This is a genomic window from Arthrobacter sp. Dra40 (assembly GCF_059091905.1).
In genome coordinates, this window is record NZ_JBNHHB010000026.1 from 24,553 (window position 1) to 40,765 (window position 16,213).

The window sequence follows — 16,213 nt, forward strand, 5'->3', positions numbered from 1 at the left end:
AGTTACGCCGCTTAGCCGCAGTACGCGCCGGTGGAGGCGGACTTCACCAGCTTGGCGTACTTGGCCAGCACGCCGGTGGTGAACTTGGGTGCCAGCGGCTCCCAGCCCACCCTGCGGGTTTCCAGCTCGGCCTCGTCCACCAGAAGGTCGAAGCTGCGGGCAGCGATGTCTACGCGGATCCGGTCGCCGTCGCGCACAAAGGCGATCGGACCGCCGTCGACCGCTTCCGGCGCCACGTGGCCGATGCACAGCCCGGTGGTGCCCCCGGAGAAGCGGCCGTCGGTGAGCAGCAGCACGTCCTTGCCCAGCCCGGCGCCCTTGATCGCGCCGGTGATGGCCAGCATTTCGCGCATGCCCGGGCCGCCCTTGGGACCTTCGTAGCGGATTACCACCACGTCGCCGGCCTTGATCTGGCCGTTGTCCAGCGCGTCCAGCGCGCCCTGCTCGCGTTCGAACACGCGGGCGGTGCCTTCGAAGACGTCGGCATCGAAGCCGGCGCTCTTGACCACGGCGCCCTCGGGAGCCATGGAGCCGTGCAGGATGGTGATGCCGCCGGTCTTGTGGATGGGGTTGTCCAGCGCGCGCAGGATCTTGCCGTCGACATCCGGCGGATTGATCTCCGCCAGGTTCTCGGCAACGGTCTTGCCGGTGACGGTCAGGCAGTCGCCGTGCAGCAGGCCGGCGTCGAGCAGCGCGCGCATGATGACGGGGACGCCGCCGATCTGGTCCACATCGGTCATGACGTAGCGGCCGAACGGCTTCAGGTCGCCCAGGTGCGGGATCTTGTCCCCGATCCGGTTGAAGTCCTCGAGCGTCAGGTCCACTTCCGCCTCGCGGGCGATCGCCAGCAGGTGCAGCACGGCGTTGGTGGAGCCGCCGAAGGCCATGGTCACGGCGATGGCGTTCTCGAACGCCTTCTTGGTCATGATGTCCCGGGCGGTGATGCCCTTGCGGAGCAGGTTCACCACTGCCTCGCCGGACTTGTGCGCGAAGACATCGCGGCGGCGGTCCGCGGAGGGCGGCGCGGCCGAGCCGGGCAGCGACATGCCCAGCGCCTCGCCGATGCAGGCCATGGTGTTCGCCGTGTACATGCCGCCGCAGGCGCCCTCGCCGGGGCAGATGGCGCGTTCGATCCGGTCCAGGTCGCCGCGGCTCATCTTCCCCGCGGCACAGGCGCCGACTGCCTCGAAGGCGTCGATCAAGGTGACCTGCTTTTCGGACCCGTCCTCAAGCTTCACGAAGCCGGGCATGATGGAGCCGGCGTAGAGGAAGACGGCGGCCAGGTCCAGCCGGGCCGCGGCCATCAGCATGCCGGGCAGGGACTTGTCGCAGCCGGCCAGCAGCACCGAGCCGTCGATCCGCTCCGCCTGCATGACGGTTTCCACCGAGTCCGCAATGACCTCGCGGGAGACCAGCGAGAAGTGCATGCCTTCGTGGCCCATCGAAATGCCGTCGGAGACGGAGATGGTGCCGAACTGCATCGGGAAACCGCCGCCGGCGTGCACGCCTTCCTTGGCGCCCTGGGCCAAGCGGTTCAGGGACAGGTTGCAGGGGGTGATTTCGTTCCAGGAACTGGCGACGCCGATCTGCGGCTTGGCAAAGTCGTCGTCACCCATTCCCACTGCTCGGAACATGCCGCGCGCCGGGGCGGCGTGGATGCCATCGGTGACTACCCGGCTACGGGGCTTGATATCAGGGGTTACGTCCGCGCTCATGGGTTTGATTCTATGACCCATGCCGCAGAGTTCCGGGCATATTACGACGGCGGTGCCTCACCGCCGCCGCCGAGGCGCCGCCGGCGCGCGCCAATCTGTGGTGTTGGCCACGTTCGCCTGTTAGTCTGCGCCCATGAATGCCGGAAACAACGAGTACTTGGCCCGCGCGGTTGAAATCGCCGTGGAAAACGTCGGCAAGTCCGGCGGCCCCTTTGGCGCCACGGTGGTCACGCGGGACGGACAGGTCTTCGACGGGGTCAATCGCGTGACCGCCACGAACGATCCGACGGCGCACGCGGAAGTGGTAGCGATCCGCCGTGCCGCCGCGGAGACCGGGTTCAATCTCAGCGGCGCGGTGCTGTATTCCAGCTGCGAGCCGTGTCCGATGTGCCTGGCCGCGGCGCTGTGGGCGCGGATTGATCGGGTTGTTTATGCCGCGGACCGCGACGACGCGGCCAGCTCCGGCTTCGACGATGCCTTGTTCTACGACTACTTCGGCCCCGAGGGCGACAAGCAGCTCATGCCGGTGGTCCGCGACGGCTACGAGACGACCGACTACCTGGCACCGTTCCGGCTCTGGGACCGACTGCCGGACAAAGTGGAGTACTGACCCGCCCCTCCCCCGGTGACGAGTAAGGCCGCCCGCGCCCGCACCCCCGGTGATCGAGTAACACCGCCGCGTTTGACCCGCGGGGCGAGGGCAGGGTAAATCCCTGAGGGCAGGGTCCGTGGACGCTGCCCTCACCGATTTACCCTGCCCTGACGAAAAGCTGCCGCGTTCCGCCGTCGCTCCCCGGTGACGAGTAAGGCCGCCCGCGCCCGCACCGAGATCCGGCCGCATCGAGATCCAGCGCCCGCCGCTAACCGAGCCTGCCGAGGTCCGACGGGATATCGATGTCGCCGCCGTCGGTCAGATCCGAGCAGTCCACCAGGTCCACCAGCTCGGGGTGCGCCGACAGGAAGGGGCGCGCACCGGCGTCGCCCGTTACCTGCTCTGCCGCCTGGGCCGCCAAGCCGGGTGCGAAAAGCACCGGATGCCCGCGGCGCGACTTTCCGTCCGGGCCGCGGTAGCCGGCGGCCGTGATCCGCCCCGGCCGACCCGCGTGGATCAAACGGGCCACCAGTTCCGGGCTGACACCGGGTTGGTCCACCAGCGCCACGAGCACCGCTTGCTCCGGCCGCGCGCTCTGCACGCCGAGGCGGAATGAGCCGGCCATGCCTTCGCTCCACTGCTCGTTGACCAGAACCGCGCAGCCGGCCAGGTCCGTGGCCCTTTGCACCTCGGCCGCGCCGGCGCCCAGGACCACCGCCACGCTGGCGCAGCCGCCTTGCCGGAGAACCTCCGCGATCTTCCGGACCAGCGGGACCCCGTCTGCACCGGCCAGCAGCGCTTTCGGCCCGCGGCCTAACCGCCTTCCGGCGCCGGCGGCCAACAGCACCCCGTGGACGGGCGTCTCCATGTGGTCCGCCCCTCAGCCCTGCTGGCTGGCTATCGCCGCAGCCTCCTGCTGCAGCATGCCGATGACCCGGTGCACACTGCTGCGTTCGGCTACATCGCTGCGGGCCAACACGACGATGCTTCGGCTGGCGCGGATTCCCTCCAGCGGCCGCATCACGAAGCCGCGGGCCGTCTGCGCCTTCCGCGAGGTGAAGCGCGGCACGATCGCGAGCCCGTGCCCGGCCGCCACCATGGCCTCCATCACGCGCAAGTCCGCGTAGCGCGTGGTCCGCTTGGCCAGTCGGCCGGTGCGTGCTTCGATCTGCCGCAACACCTGTTCAAAGGGAAAACCCGGGGGCACGCCGATCCACGGATAGCCCACCACATCCTCGGGCTTCAGGGCGTCGAATTCGGCCAACGGGTGCCCGGCGGGCATGGCCACATCCAGCGGCTCGTCCAGCAAGGGCAGCACGGTGATGCCGCTCCGGGCAAAGGCCTCCACGCCCTGCTGGCTGTGCGCCAGCACCAGGTCGTAGTCGGCCGCGAGCCGCAGGAAGCCATCCACGGAGGGATCCTCCATGCAGGGCTCGAAGTGCAGCCCCTCGATCTCCTGCAGCCGGTACATCAAGCCCGGCAGGAACATTTCCGCCGCACTGGGGAAGAACGCGGCCCGGATCTGGTTCTGCCAGCCGCTGCGGTAGCCGTCCACGGTGGCCTGCGCCCGCTCCATGGCGGCAGACACGTCCGAGGCAGCCGCGGCCATCGCGAGTCCGGCCTCGGTCAGGCGCACTCCCCTGCCGGCTTTTTCCACCAGCGTGACGCCCACTTCCTCCTGCAGCACCTTGAGCTGCTGGGACACCGCCGAGGCTGTGACTTTCATCGCAGCCGCTGTCGCGACGACGGACCCCCGGTCGCCGAGTTCCCGCAGAATCTGGAGCCGTCTGATGTCCATAAAGCGATCCTACATAGTGTGCTTAGTAACGTTAGATTGAACTTGACGGTCGGAGCGGTTGACAATAGAAGACATGACAGTCTCAACAGCCCTGATCGTAGTGGGGATGGCCGCCGTCTTGGCACGCCTCGCCGTCGTTGTTCGCCGTGACCAGGGGCCGGTACCACGCAGCCACGCGTGGGAGACCGATCACGCGGCCATGCCGGTGAAAGCGGTCGACGCCGTCTGAGTTATCCACCACCGCAATCGAGCGCCGGGCACCACAAGGGCCAGGCGCTTTTTTGTGGGTCCGGCCCGCTAGGCTGGCCGGGAGCAACGCTCGCTTCCGCCGGCGAAGGCGCCGTCCGCCCAACCAATCCACGCAGATCCGAAGGCCAGCATGCCCACCAGCGACGAACTCAAGGACGCGCTCAGCGCCATCTTTGATTCCCAGATTCCCAACTACGGCGACTACAATCTGGTCTTCGGCAGCAGCCGTCAAGACAACGTGCAGGGAACACCGGGCGGCGGCACCGGGCACTGCTACGTCATCGGCTACCGTTGGCGGCCACAGGAACTGGTCATCGCCCCGTTCGACGGCACCGGCCTGACCGCCGGCGGAATTCCCGTGGCCATCAACATGACCAATCTGTCGCACGCCGTGCAATTGGGCGGCGGCGAGTACGAAGTGGGCACCAGCACGGGCAAGACGTTCCGTTTCGGCGTGCAGGCCGAAGGCAAACTGCCCGGCGAGGGACGCACCATCGACCAGTCCGAGGACCAGCCCGACTTCCACAGCTTCATGGCGGAGCTGATCTTCCGGGCGTAGCCCTGGCGTTATTTTGGGCGTAGCCCTGGCGCTCTTCCGGGCGTTGCCCTGCCGCTCTTCCGGGCGTTGCCCTGCCGCTCTTCCGGGCTGATTTTCCGGGCAGAGCCCGCCCCGGACCGGGCCGCCGGCTCTATGGACACCACTCTTCCCCGCACGTAACGTCGGGACCAGTTGCACCATAACCATCAGCTGGAAGGTGAAGTCCGTGGACTGGATATGGGTCATCAAGATCGTTGTCGTCATGATTGTTGCCGCCTTGCTGCGGTGGCTGTTCTCCCGCAACTCCAACTCCACCGAGGCCGGAGCTCTGGCCCACGCGCCGTCCAACCCCACGCACGGCCCTTCCGCTGCCACCGGACAGAATGCCGTGGTGGGCCACCTGTCGGCGGCTGATCGAGGGCCCGCCGCCGAGCGTGCAGCGCCCGCAGCCCAGCAGCCGCCCACCCCAGGCCATCAAGAGCACGACGGCGGGGTCGAACCAGCCGCAGCCAGCACACCCCCGGCACAGGGCGCCGAAACGACCGCCGAGACCGCCGATGCGAGTCAGGCACCGCCGCCGCACGGTCCCGAACCCCCAGCGGATCTGACGGATGCAGCCCGTGACCAGGAGCGGCAGGCACGCGACGCCGACGCCGACCGCCCACTCGGGGACTCGGGCAACCGTCAGGAGCACGTCGCCGACGCCATGTATGAGGAAGAGGTCAGCGGCACGGCAGCCGATGAAGACGTGATGGTGGAGGAGACGATGCCGGACTCCCCGAGCGCCAGCGGCACCACCACCGCACGGGCCGCCGGAACCGAGGAACCGCCGCCTGCCGAGGTCGAGGACGCGGCGGCCGAGCAGTCGCAGCCCGCGGTCGAACCGCTCTACGATGAAACCGAATGGCTCGGCTACGCGGGCGAAGCGGTCATCGAGCCGTCCGTCGCTGCTGAGAACGGAGACGGGCCGGACCGGCGAAGGGGATAACGCGTGGACACCGACAGGAAAGATCGCGCAAAGTCGCTGCGACTCGCCGGTCTAGGGCTGGCTGTGGTGCTGGCCACCGTCCTGGCCGGCTGCACCGGCGGCGTCAGCGGCGCGCCGAACACCGGCGGCACCGACTCCGCCCCTGAGGTGGGTACGGCTGCTTCGGGCCTGGAAGAGCCGTGGTCCATCGCGGTGCTGCCCGACGGCAGCGCCCTCATTTCGGAGAATGACACCGGCCTGATCAAGCACGTGGTGGACGGCAAAACCGTGAGCGCCGTACCCGTGGAGTCCCCCCTGGAAACCACCGGTGAGGGAGGTTTACTGGGGCTGGAGCCCAGCCCGGATTTCGACGCCGATGCCCGTCTTTACGTCTACCTCACCTCACCCGAGGACAACCGCGTGGTCAGCTATCGCTGGAAAGACGGCCAGCTGAGCGACGGACGGGAGATTGTGACGGGAATCCCCAAAGCCGGGAACCACAACGGAGGCAGGATCAAATTCGGCCCGGACGGCTACCTCTACATCGCCACCGGTGATGCCGCGGTGTCCTCCCGGTCCCAGGATCGTTCCTCCCTCGGTGGCAAGATCCTGCGCGTCACTCCCGACGGCGACCCCGCGCCCGGCAACCCGTTCGGCGACAGCCCGGTGTACAGCTACGGCCACCGCAACGTGCAGGGACTGGCCTGGGATGAGGACGGCAGGCTGTGGGCCACCGAGTTCGGTCCGGACCGGGACGATGAGCTGAACCTGATCCAAGCCGGCGGCAACTACGGCTGGCCGGAGGTGACCGGCGCCCCGGGCGACGATCGCTTCATCGACGCCAAGGTCATCTGGCCGTCCACTGCCGACGCTTCCCCCAGCGGTATGGCTCTGGTGGACGGAACGGCATGGATCGCGGCGCTGCGCGGCCAGCGGCTGTGGAAGGTGGAACTGGACGGCACCGAGGCCGGAGAGCCCGAAGCATTTTATGAAGGCACCTACGGCCGGCTGCGCGACGTTGCTGCTGCTCCGGACGGAGGGCTCTGGGTGCTGACCAACGGCACCGGCAATGACCGGATGCTGTCCATTCCTGTGAAGTAGGCTACAAAGGCCCGCTTGATTTCACTTTCTCGGAAATGTCCTGCTAGAGTTACATGTCGTTGCGAGGGAAAAAGCAGAGGGAAACCGCTGCTGGAACCTTCAGGAACAGATGCACCTCTAGCTCAACTGGCAGAGCAATTGACTCTTAATCAATGGGTTCCGGGTTCGAGTCCCGGGGGGTGCACAGACAGACCCCGTCCGGCCAAGCGAAAGCTTTGTCGGACGGGGTTTCTTTTTGTCTTGATGCGGAAACAAGGCGGCCGGGTCATCATTCCGCCGCGTCGTGGCCCCCGCTGCGGGTCTTCGCGCTTAGGGTTGGTTGAACGTGCTATTGCCGCCTGTTCCTAGGGGAATCATGAAGAAACTTTCCACCGCCGTTGTCCTGATTGCCCTAGCCACCGGCGCGACCGCCTGCTCGGCGGGACGAATGGCCGTGGCCGACTCCTGCGAGGAGATCAAGGCCATCACGGTGGAGATGGCGACCGGCGTCCAGGCCTTCGCGATGAGCGAACCGGACGACGAGAGCGTGAAGTCCTACCTCGCCGAGGCAGCCGAGAAGTATCGCGACCTGTCCAAGCGCGTCGCCGAGCCGTTGGAGGCGCCGCTGCAGGCAGTGTCCGACAACATCGAAAATCCCGACGCCGATCATGAGGCCGCCGGCGACCAGATCCTGGAGATCTGCCCTTCCCTCTCGCAGTAAGACCAGCCGAAGCAAACCGGCGCCGTGGGCCGCCGATCCACAGCGGCGCAGGGGTATGCTCAAATCGTGAGCCTCTCCACAGCCCCCGGTGATCTTTCCGGCCGCCTTGGCCTGACCCAACCGCTGCTCAACGCCCCGATGGCCGGCGCCGCCGGCGGCCGCCTGGCTGCGGCGGTTTCATCCGCCGGCGGACTGGGCATGGTGGGCATCGGCGGCGGCGTGGCCACCGAATGGCTGGAACGCGAACTGGCCTTGGCCGCAGCCCCGGGCAAACCGTGGGGTGCGGGGCTGATGGCGTGGGTGCTGGAGGAATCGCTGGAGCCGCTGCGCGTGGTGCTGGAACACCATCCGGACCTGGTCTGCGTCAGCTTCGGAGATCCCGGTGCGGCCGCGTCGATGGCCCGCGAGGCCGGTTCGTTGGTGGCCATGCAGGTGGGGAACGCCGCGGATCTTCAGCGTGCGCTGGAAGGGGACATCGACGTCGTCGTGGTCCGCGGCAGCGAAGGCGGCGGACACGGCCGCAATGAAGTGGCGACCCTGCCGCTGCTGCAGTTGGCGCTGGACCAGACGGACAAGCCGGTACTGGCGGCCGGCGGGATCGCCACCGCGCGGGGTGTGGCGGCTGTGCTCGCCGCGGGCGCGCAGGGGGCGTGGATCGGCACCCGGTTCGCGGCCTGCGCGGAATCCATCAGCCACGCCAAGGTCAAGCAAGCCATCGCCGACGCCGGCACGGATGACACGGTCTACACCCGTGCTTTCGACATCGCCCAGCGACTGCCGTGGCCCGCCGAGTTCGGCGGCCGGGCGCTGCGCAACCAGTTCAGCGACCGTTGGACCGACGACCTCGAAGCGCTGCAGGGCGAGGTGGCTGCATCGCCGTCGATCACGGAGACAGTCGATGCAGCACGCCGTGATGCAGACGTAGCGCAGGCTCCTGTTTATGCCGGCCAGTCGGCAGGCATCACGCACGGAGGGGAATCTGCCGCCGACGTGGTGGCGGATCTTGCCGGATTCCGCAGCTATTTGAGGGCGTCAGCGTCCCGCTGGTAAAGGCCAGGGCCGCTGGCGAAGGCCGCGCCGTCGAAGGGGCGGGTCAGTCGCCGTCCTCGAAGCTTTTGAGCTCGACGATGTCGATGGGTTCGCCCGCGCCGATGCCAAAACGGGTGTTGCCGAGCCTGCGGATAATGACGGTCAACCGTTCCTTGAGCTCGTCCATCTGGTCGCCGTTGCCGCTGCTGAGCAGCCGCTCCAGTTCGGCGGCCTGCTTGAGCGCCAGGTGCCCTTCGTCGCTGATCTGTACGATCTGCCGCCGTCGATCCACCTCGCTGCGTGCCCGGACAATGTGCCCGTGAACTTCGAGCCGACCGAGCGTCTTACCCATGGTCTGAGCCTGAACGCGCACCCGGGTCGCCAATTGCGCTTGGGTCATCTCCCCGTCGGCGGCCAGCACCTCCAGGGCAATGACACCGGCATGGGTCAGTCCGAGGCCGGCCAGTTTGTCGTTCCACTCATGCTCGACCAGCCGCGCAGCGGTGGAGAGCAACCGTGGCATCGGCCAATTCTTCAAATCCGGCATGCCACAAGTATACGTACGTTGCCCGGGCAGGCCGAGGGCCGACTTGGCTATGCTGGTGCTGGAACCCGAAATTGCTAAGGAGCTGCCTCATGGCCGAACGACTGTCTACCGGCGACATCGCACCGGATTTCACGCTTCAGGACTCGGTGGGCAACACCGTGTCGCTGGCGGACTATCGTGGCCAAAACGTTGTGGTCTACTTCTATCCGGCCGCGTCAACACCGGGCTGCACGAAGGAGGCCTGCGATTTCCGCGACAGCCTCGACTCCTTAAAGGGCGCCGGATACGCGGTGCTGGGCGTCTCCCCCGACCCGCTTCCCAAGCTGGTGAAGTTCGCCGACAACGAGCAACTAAATTTCCCGTTGCTCTCCGATGAAGACCACACCGTGGCCGAGGCGTATGCCGCCTGGGGCGAAAAGAAGAACTACGGCAAGGTCTACGAGGGCCTGATCCGTTCCACCATCGTGGTGGATCCCGCGGGCAAGGTCGCCCTGGCCCAGTACAACGTCCGCGCCACCGGGCACGTGGCGAAATTGCGCCGTGACCTCGGCCTGGACAACTAGGCCTGCTTTCGGACGGCACCACCCTGCCAACGGCCTGGCCGGATGCCGCTAGACTAATTGCTGTTCCTCATCGGCCGGAGTCAGGCCGGGAGCACATGCGCGAGTGGCGGAATTGGTAGACGCGCTGGATTTAGGTTCCAGTGTCTTCGGACGTGCGGGTTCAAGTCCCGCCTTGCGCACCACATTCAAAAAGCCCTGCAGCCCAGACGCTGCGGGGCTCTTTGAGTTAACGCCACGTGCTCGCCGGCGCCCGCCTAGCGCCCGCCCCGCGTCCGGCGCCTGCCGACGGCAGGTGTGCACCGCCGTCGTGCTTAAGCCGTCGTGCTTAATAGGGCGCTGTCACCAAATCGTGATGCTTTTGTCCCACGCCCGAACGTGAAACCGATGCTTTCGATCTTGCATGTGACTAAGCTCTCATCAAGCGGAGCCCTGCCATAGCGAGGCTCCGCCGGTCGCCGCACACACGGTCGGCGCCCCACCTCACGTCCACGAGGAGCAGTCCATGTCATTCACTGGCACCACTTCAGGTGGCCCGCGCCGAGGCCGGCGCACCGCAGCCGCTATCGCCGGCCTGGCCGCCGGCGCACTCATCCTGTCCGGCTGTGCCGAAAGCGAGCGCGGCGGCGGAACCGACGCCGAAAGCGAAGGCGCCGTCAATTCGACGTTCGTGTTCGCCGCATCCTCGGATCCCAAATCCCTGGATCCGGCGTACGCGAGCGACGGCGAATCGTTCCGCGTGAGTCGGCAGATCTTCGAGGGCCTGGTGGGCGTGCAGCCCGGTACGGCCGATCCGGCACCGCTGCTGGCCGAATCCTGGGAAGCGTCCGACGACGGCCTGTCCTACACCTTCAAGCTGAAGGAAGGCGTGAAGTTCCACGACGACACCGACTTCAACGCCGAAGCGGTGTGCTTCAACTTCGACCGCTGGTACAACTTCACCGGCGTCCAGCAGTCCCAAGCGGTCAGCTACTACTACGGCTCGCTCTTCAAGGGCTACTCCGACTCCCCCGAAACCGCCGTTTACGACTCCTGTGAAGCCGCTAGTGACACCGAAGTCACCGTCAAGCTGGCCAAGCCGTTCGCCGGGTTCATCGCCGCGCTGTCGCTGCCCGCCTTCGCGATGCAGAGCCCGACGGCGATGGAAAAGTTCAAGGCCGATGAGGTGGGCGGCTCGGCCGAGGCTCCGGTACTGAGCGAATACGCCGAGGGACATCCGGTGGGCACCGGCCCCTTCAAGTTCGACAGCTGGGAGGCCGGCCAGTCGCTGGAGCTCTCCTACTTCGACGGCTACTGGGGCGACCGCGGGCAGATCGACAAGATCATCTTCCGGATCATCGACGACCCGAACGCCCGCCGCCAGGCGCTGGAGGCCGGACAGATCGACGGCTATGACTTGGTGGCCCCGGCCGACACCCAGGCACTGGCGGACGCCGGCTTCAAGATTGTTCCGCGCGATCCGTTCACCATCCTGTACCTGGGGATCAACCAGAAGGTGAAGGCGCTCTCCGATCTCAAGGTCCGGCAGGCGCTCTCCTACGCGATCGACAAGGAAGCGCTGGTCAAGCAGACGCTGCCCGAGGGAACCAAGGTTGCCTCGCAGTTTGTGCCGGACATGGTCAACGGCTACAACGAGGACGTCACGACCTACCCCTATGACCCGGCGAAGGCCAAGGAACTGCTGGCCGAGGCCGGCTACGCGGACGGACTGGAGCTGCAGTTCAACTATCCGACGGGCGTTTCACGGCCGTACATGCCGACGCCGGAGCAGGTGTTCACCAACCTCAGCGCCCAGCTGGAGGAAGTGGGCATCACCATCAAGGCGCAGCCTGACAAATGGGCGCCCGACTACCTGGACAAGGTCCAAGCCAGCGAGGACCACGGCATCCACCTGCTGGGCTGGACCGGTGACTACAACGACACCGACAACTTCGTCGGGGTGTTCTTCGGACAGGAGAAGCCGGAGTTCGGATTCAAGAACAAGGAACTGTTCGACAAGCTGGCCGAGGCCCGCGGCACCAGCAAGGTAGAAGAGCAGACGCCGCTGTACGAGGAGATCAACGCGGACATCGCCGAGTATGTCCCGGCCATCCCGCTGGCACACCCGGCCCCGTCACTCGCCTTCGCGCCCCGGGTGGAGTCCTACCCGGCCAGCCCCGTCAATGACGAGGTCTTCAACACGATCAAACTGACCGAGTAACTCCCGCCGCCGGGGCCCGCCCAGTGCGGGTCCCGGCGTTTCCACCCCACGGCAACAGGACGAGGCGCTTCCGCCAGGCGCCGGAAGGATACCGTGCTCAGAGTCATTGGCAAACGCATCGCTTTGCTCATCCCGACGCTCATCGGGCTCTCGCTGCTGCTCTTCCTGTGGGTGCGCAGCCTGCCCGGCGGGCCGGCCACCGCGTTGTTGGGCGACCGTGCCACGCCCGATGCCGTGGCACGGATCAACGAGCTTTACGGATTCGACCGGCCGCTGATCGAACAGTACTTCCTCTACATGGGCAAGCTGCTCCAAGGCGATTTCGGCACCTCGATCCTGACCGGCCGGCCGGTGCTTGAAGAATTCGGCACCCGGTTTCCGGCAACACTTGAACTGACCGTCGTGGCGTTGATCTTCGCCGTCGGAATCGGGATTCCGCTGGGGTATCAGGCCGCCAAGCATTACGGGAGATGGCCGGACCATTCCTCGGTGGTCCTGTCGCTGATTGGCATCACCGTTCCGGTCTTCTTCCTGGCCTTCATCCTCAAATGGATGTTCGCCATCAAGCTGCCCTGGTTCCCCACCGACGGGCGGCAGAATCCGCGCATCGATGCGACGCACGTGACCGACTTCTACGTGTTGGACGGGATCCTCACCCGCGAATGGGACGCGGCCTGGGACGCCTTCATGCACCTGGTCCTGCCCGGCATCGCGCTGGGCACCATTCCGCTGGCCATCATCGTCCGCATCACCAGGGCCTCCGTGCTGGAGGTCCAGAACGCCGACTACGTCCGCACTGCCCGAGCCAAAGGGCTGCAGGAGAAGACCATCCGCAACCGCTTCATTCTGCGCAATGCCATGCTGCCGGTGACCACCACGATTGGGTTGCAATTGGGGCTGCTGGTCTCCGGCGCTGTGCTGACCGAGACGGTCTTCGCCTTCAGCGGGATCGGCAGGTTCCTGCGCGACGCCATCTTCAACCTGGACTATCCGGTACTGCAGGGGTTCATTATTTTCATTGCCTTGATCTATTCGCTGATCAACCTGCTGGTGGACGTTTCCTACAGCGTCATCGATCCGAGGGTGCGTGTCTGATGAGCACAACACTTCCTCCCCGTACCGGCGGCGATACCGACGTCGCCGCACCGGTGCCCGTCGTCCAGGACACCGGCGGCACCAGCCTCTGGAAGGACGCCTTCCGCCGGCTGCGCAAGAACCCGCAGGCCATCGCCGGCGCCGTCATTGTGGGACTGTTCCTGCTCGTGGCGCTGCTGGCCCCGCTGTTGGCCCGCTACGGCGGCGAAGAGCTGCCCGGCCGCACCTACATCACGCCCACCCACATCCCGGGCTTCGGCGAGGTGGACGGCTTCCCGCTGGGGCTGGACCGCTTCGGCGGCGACCTGCTGAGCAAGCTGATCTGGGGCGCTCAGGCGTCGCTGGTCATCGGCGTCATGTCCACGGCCATCGGACTGGCCGGCGGCATGCTCTTGGGCATCATCGCCGGCGGCTTCGGCGGCAAGATCGACAACGTGATCATGCGAGCGGTGGACATCCTGCTCTCCGTGCCGAACCTGCTGCTGGCGGTGTCCATTGCGGCCATCCTGGGCCAAGGGGCCTTTGCGGTCATGATCGCCATCGGCGTGGCTCAGGTGCCGATCTTCGCGCGGCTGCTGCGCTCGTCGATGATTTCGCAGCGCAGCGCCGAATACATGCTGGCGGCGCAGACGCTGGGCCTAAGCCGAAGCGCCATCATCATGAACCACCAGCTGCCCAACAGCCTGGGCCCGGTGATCGTCCAGGCCACGCTGACGCTGGCCACCGCCGTGATCGATGCCGCCGCCCTTTCCTTCCTGGGTTTGGGCGGCGGGCGCCCGCAAACTGCCGAATGGGGCCGGATGCTCACCTACGCCCAGGCCGAACTCGGCATCGCCCCGCAACTGGCGTTCCTGCCCGGCCTCTGCATCGCCATCACGGCGCTGGGCTTCACGCTGCTGGGCGAATCGCTGCGCGAAGCCCTGGATCCGAAGACCCGGGCGAAGTAGCCAGACATATTCGCCGGCGCCGGCTGAACGGGTTCAGCCGGCGAGCGTCGCCGGTGGCTTCCCGCCGTTGCGGCGCCGCTGGCGGGCCATATGCAGCATGGCCGCAAAGCCCGCGATGAAGAACAGTTCCAGCACCACCAGCAGCCAGACGGCGCCCCACTGGCCCTCCCCCATGAAGATGACCGCGCCGAAAGCCACCAGCACAGTGCCGATCACCAGCACAAAGACAGCGAATCCGGTGGCGACGGCGGCGCTTCGCACGCCGGTCCGGAAGCCAAAACCTTCCGGGCGGTGATCTTCAGGCTCCGGAGTGGAACCGGGGCCGACTGGATTAGGACGCAATCTCCGGATCCTCCGCCTCGATGTCCAGTTCGTTGCTCGGGATGGAGGCCAGCAGCCGCCGGGTATACGGGTGCCGCGGATTCGTGAACACTTCCTCCGAGCTGGCAGCCTCCACAAGTTCGCCGTCCTTCATCACGCAAACGAAGTCGGAGATCAGCCGCACGACGGCCAGATCATGCGAGATAAAGAGGTAGCTCAGCCCCAGCTCCGACTGAAGGTCGCCGAGCAGCTTCAGGATCTGCGCTTGGACCAGCACGTCCAAGGCCGACACCGGCTCGTCGCAGACAATCAGGTCCGGCTTCAGCGCCAACGCCCGGGCAATCGCCACGCGCTGGCGCTGGCCGCCGGAAAGCTCGGACGGGTAGCGGCGCAGCATGCCGTGCGGCAGGGCCACCTGGTCCATCAGTTCACGAACCCGGGCAGCGCGTTCCTTGGCGTTGCCGCGCTTATAGGTGGACAGCGGCTCGTCCACGATCCGTTCGACGGTGAACATCGGGTTCAGCGACGAATACGGATCCTGGAACACCGGCTGCACCCGCTGCCGGAATTCCCGCAGCTGCGGCTTGGACAGGGTGGCCACGTCCATGCCGTCGAAGGTCATGGTGCCGCTGGTCGGTTCGATCAGCTTCAGCAGCATCCGTGCCGTGGTGGTCTTGCCGGAGCCCGATTCGCCCACGATCGCCACGGTCTGTCCGCGCGGAACATCCAAGGTGACGTTCTTTGCGGCGTAGAAATCCTCGGCCTGGCCGCGGATTTTGTACACCTTGGTCAGGTCGCGCAGCTCCACGATGTTATCCGGAGCCGTCCCAGGGGAGGTGGCCCCGGCGTCGTGGTTTTGGAATACCTTTTCAGCACGCTCTGCCCGCGCCTGGGGGCTGGAGGTAAAGGCGCCCGGCAGCAGCCGCACGGCCGCCACGCTGGGCGCCGCCTTCACCAACGACTGGGTGTACGGGTGCTGCGGGTCCTCCAGCAGCTGCCGCGCCGGCCCGGCCTCCACCACCGTGCCTCGGTGCATCACCACCAGTTCGGAGGCGCGTTCGGCTGCCAGTCCCAGATCGTGGGTAATCAGCAGCACGGCCGTGCCCAATTCCTGGGTCATCGAGTCGATCTGGTCCAGGATGGTGCGCTGCACCGTCACGTCCAGCGCCGACGTCGGCTCGTCCGCGATCAGCAGCCGCGGCCGGCAGGCCAGGCCGATGGCGATCAGGGCCCGCTGGCGCATGCCGCCGGAGAACTCATGCGGGTACTGCTTGGCACGTTCCTTGGCGTTGGGCAGCCCCGCCGCCTCCAGCACCTCGACCACCTTCCGGTCCACATCACGCTTGGTCGCCATCCCGTGCACCAGCAGCGTCTCCGCCACCTGCGAGCCGATCTTGGTGACCGGGTTCAGGTTGGACATCGGATCCTGCGGGACCAGGCCGATTTGGCGTCCGCGGATGGCCCGCATCCGCTGCTCCGGCAACCCCACCAGCTCCTGGCCGTCAAAGCGGATGCTCCCGGCGGTCACCCGGCCGTTGCCCGGCAGCAGGCCGATCAGGGACATGGCCGTGGTGGACTTCCCGGAACCGGATTCACCCACGATCGCCAGCGTCTGGCCCTGTTCCAAGCGCAGCGAGGCGCCCTCCACCGCGGCGACTTCCCCGTAGGTGGTGCGGAACGTCACGGCCAGATCCCGGACCTCGAGCAGCGCTGCGTCGTCGGCATGTTCGGTCATGAGTCCATCCTGCCCCATCGAGGGCCGGATGTGGCCTACCTCTCATCGGGAATTCGCCGCTCCGGGTGCAGGACCGGCGTCGATTAGACTTGAGGATCATTCCCGCCTGCCCCGAGGAG

Annotated in this window: 17 protein-coding genes and 2 tRNA genes; 13 read left to right on the plus strand and 6 right to left on the minus strand. The window is 66.7% G+C overall.

From position 1 onward, the window contains the following. Positions 1-11: 11 nt before the first annotated feature. Positions 12-1,715 (minus strand): dihydroxy-acid dehydratase, encoded by a 1,704-nt coding sequence (gene ilvD, locus AC5RWT_RS13505; RefSeq protein WP_494080636.1) that lies wholly within the window; start codon positions 1,713-1,715, stop codon positions 12-14. Between the two features lie 133 nt (positions 1,716-1,848). Here ilvD and AC5RWT_RS13510 point away from each other — a divergent pair, with 133 nt between their 5' ends. Then, positions 1,849-2,325 (plus strand): nucleoside deaminase, encoded by a 477-nt coding sequence (locus tag AC5RWT_RS13510; protein WP_494045757.1) that lies wholly within the window; start codon positions 1,849-1,851, stop codon positions 2,323-2,325. A gap of 250 nt (positions 2,326-2,575) precedes the next feature. On the opposite strand, the gene AC5RWT_RS13515 is transcribed toward AC5RWT_RS13510, so the two are convergent. Both AC5RWT_RS13515 and AC5RWT_RS13520 read right to left on the minus strand, forming a co-directional pair. Then, positions 2,576-3,175 (minus strand): nucleotidyltransferase family protein, encoded by a 600-nt coding sequence (locus AC5RWT_RS13515; RefSeq protein WP_494080637.1) that lies wholly within the window; start codon positions 3,173-3,175, stop codon positions 2,576-2,578. Between the two features lie 12 nt (positions 3,176-3,187). Continuing rightward, positions 3,188-4,105 carry a LysR family transcriptional regulator gene (locus AC5RWT_RS13520; RefSeq protein WP_494045755.1) on the minus strand — a complete coding sequence of 306 codons (918 nt, stop codon included), beginning with the start codon at positions 4,103-4,105 and terminating at the stop codon, positions 3,188-3,190. A 73-nt stretch (positions 4,106-4,178) separates the two neighbouring features. Between AC5RWT_RS13520 and AC5RWT_RS13525 the strand changes: the two genes are divergently transcribed. The 7 genes from AC5RWT_RS13525 (at position 4,179) to AC5RWT_RS13555 (ending at position 8,710) form a co-directional block, all read left to right on the plus strand. Next, the gene (locus AC5RWT_RS13525; protein WP_494045754.1) at positions 4,179-4,334 is read left to right on the plus strand and encodes a hypothetical protein; all 156 of its coding nucleotides are present in this window, start codon (positions 4,179-4,181) and stop codon (positions 4,332-4,334) included. Between the two features lie 150 nt (positions 4,335-4,484). Further along, positions 4,485-4,913, plus strand: coding sequence for a hypothetical protein (locus AC5RWT_RS13530; protein WP_494080638.1), 429 nt, complete (start codon positions 4,485-4,487; stop codon positions 4,911-4,913). A 205-nt stretch (positions 4,914-5,118) separates the two neighbouring features. After that, positions 5,119-5,880 carry a hypothetical protein gene (locus tag AC5RWT_RS13535; RefSeq protein WP_494080639.1) on the plus strand — a complete coding sequence of 254 codons (762 nt, stop codon included), beginning with the start codon at positions 5,119-5,121 and terminating at the stop codon, positions 5,878-5,880. 3 nt (positions 5,881-5,883) lie between these two features. Then, positions 5,884-6,960 carry a PQQ-dependent sugar dehydrogenase gene (locus tag AC5RWT_RS13540; RefSeq protein WP_494080640.1) on the plus strand — a complete coding sequence of 359 codons (1,077 nt, stop codon included), beginning with the start codon at positions 5,884-5,886 and terminating at the stop codon, positions 6,958-6,960. A 111-nt stretch (positions 6,961-7,071) separates the two neighbouring features. After that, positions 7,072-7,144 (plus strand) — tRNA-Lys (locus AC5RWT_RS13545). 171 nt (positions 7,145-7,315) lie between these two features. After that, on the plus strand, positions 7,316-7,660 hold the full coding sequence (locus AC5RWT_RS13550) for a hypothetical protein (RefSeq protein ID WP_494045750.1): 345 nt from the start codon (positions 7,316-7,318) through the stop codon (positions 7,658-7,660). 66 nt (positions 7,661-7,726) lie between these two features. Continuing rightward, positions 7,727-8,710 (plus strand): NAD(P)H-dependent flavin oxidoreductase, encoded by a 984-nt coding sequence (locus tag AC5RWT_RS13555; RefSeq protein ID WP_494045749.1) that lies wholly within the window; start codon positions 7,727-7,729, stop codon positions 8,708-8,710. A 43-nt stretch (positions 8,711-8,753) separates the two neighbouring features. Here AC5RWT_RS13555 and AC5RWT_RS13560 read toward each other — a convergent pair whose 3' ends face one another. Beyond that, positions 8,754-9,236 carry a MarR family winged helix-turn-helix transcriptional regulator gene (locus AC5RWT_RS13560; protein ID WP_494080641.1) on the minus strand — a complete coding sequence of 161 codons (483 nt, stop codon included), beginning with the start codon at positions 9,234-9,236 and terminating at the stop codon, positions 8,754-8,756. Positions 9,237-9,325: 89 nt separating this feature from the next. On the opposite strand from AC5RWT_RS13560, the gene bcp reads away from it, so the two are divergent. The 5 genes from bcp (at position 9,326) to AC5RWT_RS13585 (ending at position 14,038) form a co-directional block, all read left to right on the plus strand. Then, a complete protein-coding gene (gene bcp, locus AC5RWT_RS13565; protein ID WP_494080642.1) occupies positions 9,326-9,799 on the plus strand; it encodes a thioredoxin-dependent thiol peroxidase in 474 nt (157 codons plus the stop codon). A 97-nt stretch (positions 9,800-9,896) separates the two neighbouring features. After that, positions 9,897-9,981: transfer RNA gene (locus tag AC5RWT_RS13570), tRNA-Leu, on the plus strand. A 320-nt stretch (positions 9,982-10,301) separates the two neighbouring features. Continuing rightward, entirely contained in the window at positions 10,302-11,996 is a 1,695-nt protein-coding gene (locus AC5RWT_RS13575) for an ABC transporter substrate-binding protein (protein ID WP_494080643.1), read from the plus strand. Positions 11,997-12,089: 93 nt separating this feature from the next. After that, complete coding sequence (locus tag AC5RWT_RS13580) at positions 12,090-13,091, plus strand: ABC transporter permease (protein WP_494080644.1); 1,002 nt, start codon at positions 12,090-12,092, stop codon at positions 13,089-13,091. Further along, positions 13,091-14,038, plus strand: a complete 948-nt coding sequence (locus AC5RWT_RS13585; RefSeq protein WP_494080645.1) for an ABC transporter permease — start codon at positions 13,091-13,093, stop codon at positions 14,036-14,038. Before AC5RWT_RS13580 ends, AC5RWT_RS13585 begins: the two co-directional genes overlap by 1 nt. Positions 14,039-14,071: 33 nt before the next feature. On the opposite strand, the gene AC5RWT_RS13590 is transcribed toward AC5RWT_RS13585, so the two are convergent. After that, a complete protein-coding gene (locus AC5RWT_RS13590) occupies positions 14,072-14,380 on the minus strand; it encodes a hypothetical protein (RefSeq protein ID WP_494080646.1) in 309 nt (102 codons plus the stop codon). Next, positions 14,370-16,094, minus strand: coding sequence for an ABC transporter ATP-binding protein (locus AC5RWT_RS13595; protein WP_494080647.1), 1,725 nt, complete (start codon positions 16,092-16,094; stop codon positions 14,370-14,372). Before AC5RWT_RS13595 ends, AC5RWT_RS13590 begins: the two co-directional genes overlap by 11 nt. Positions 16,095-16,213 lie beyond the last annotated feature (119 nt).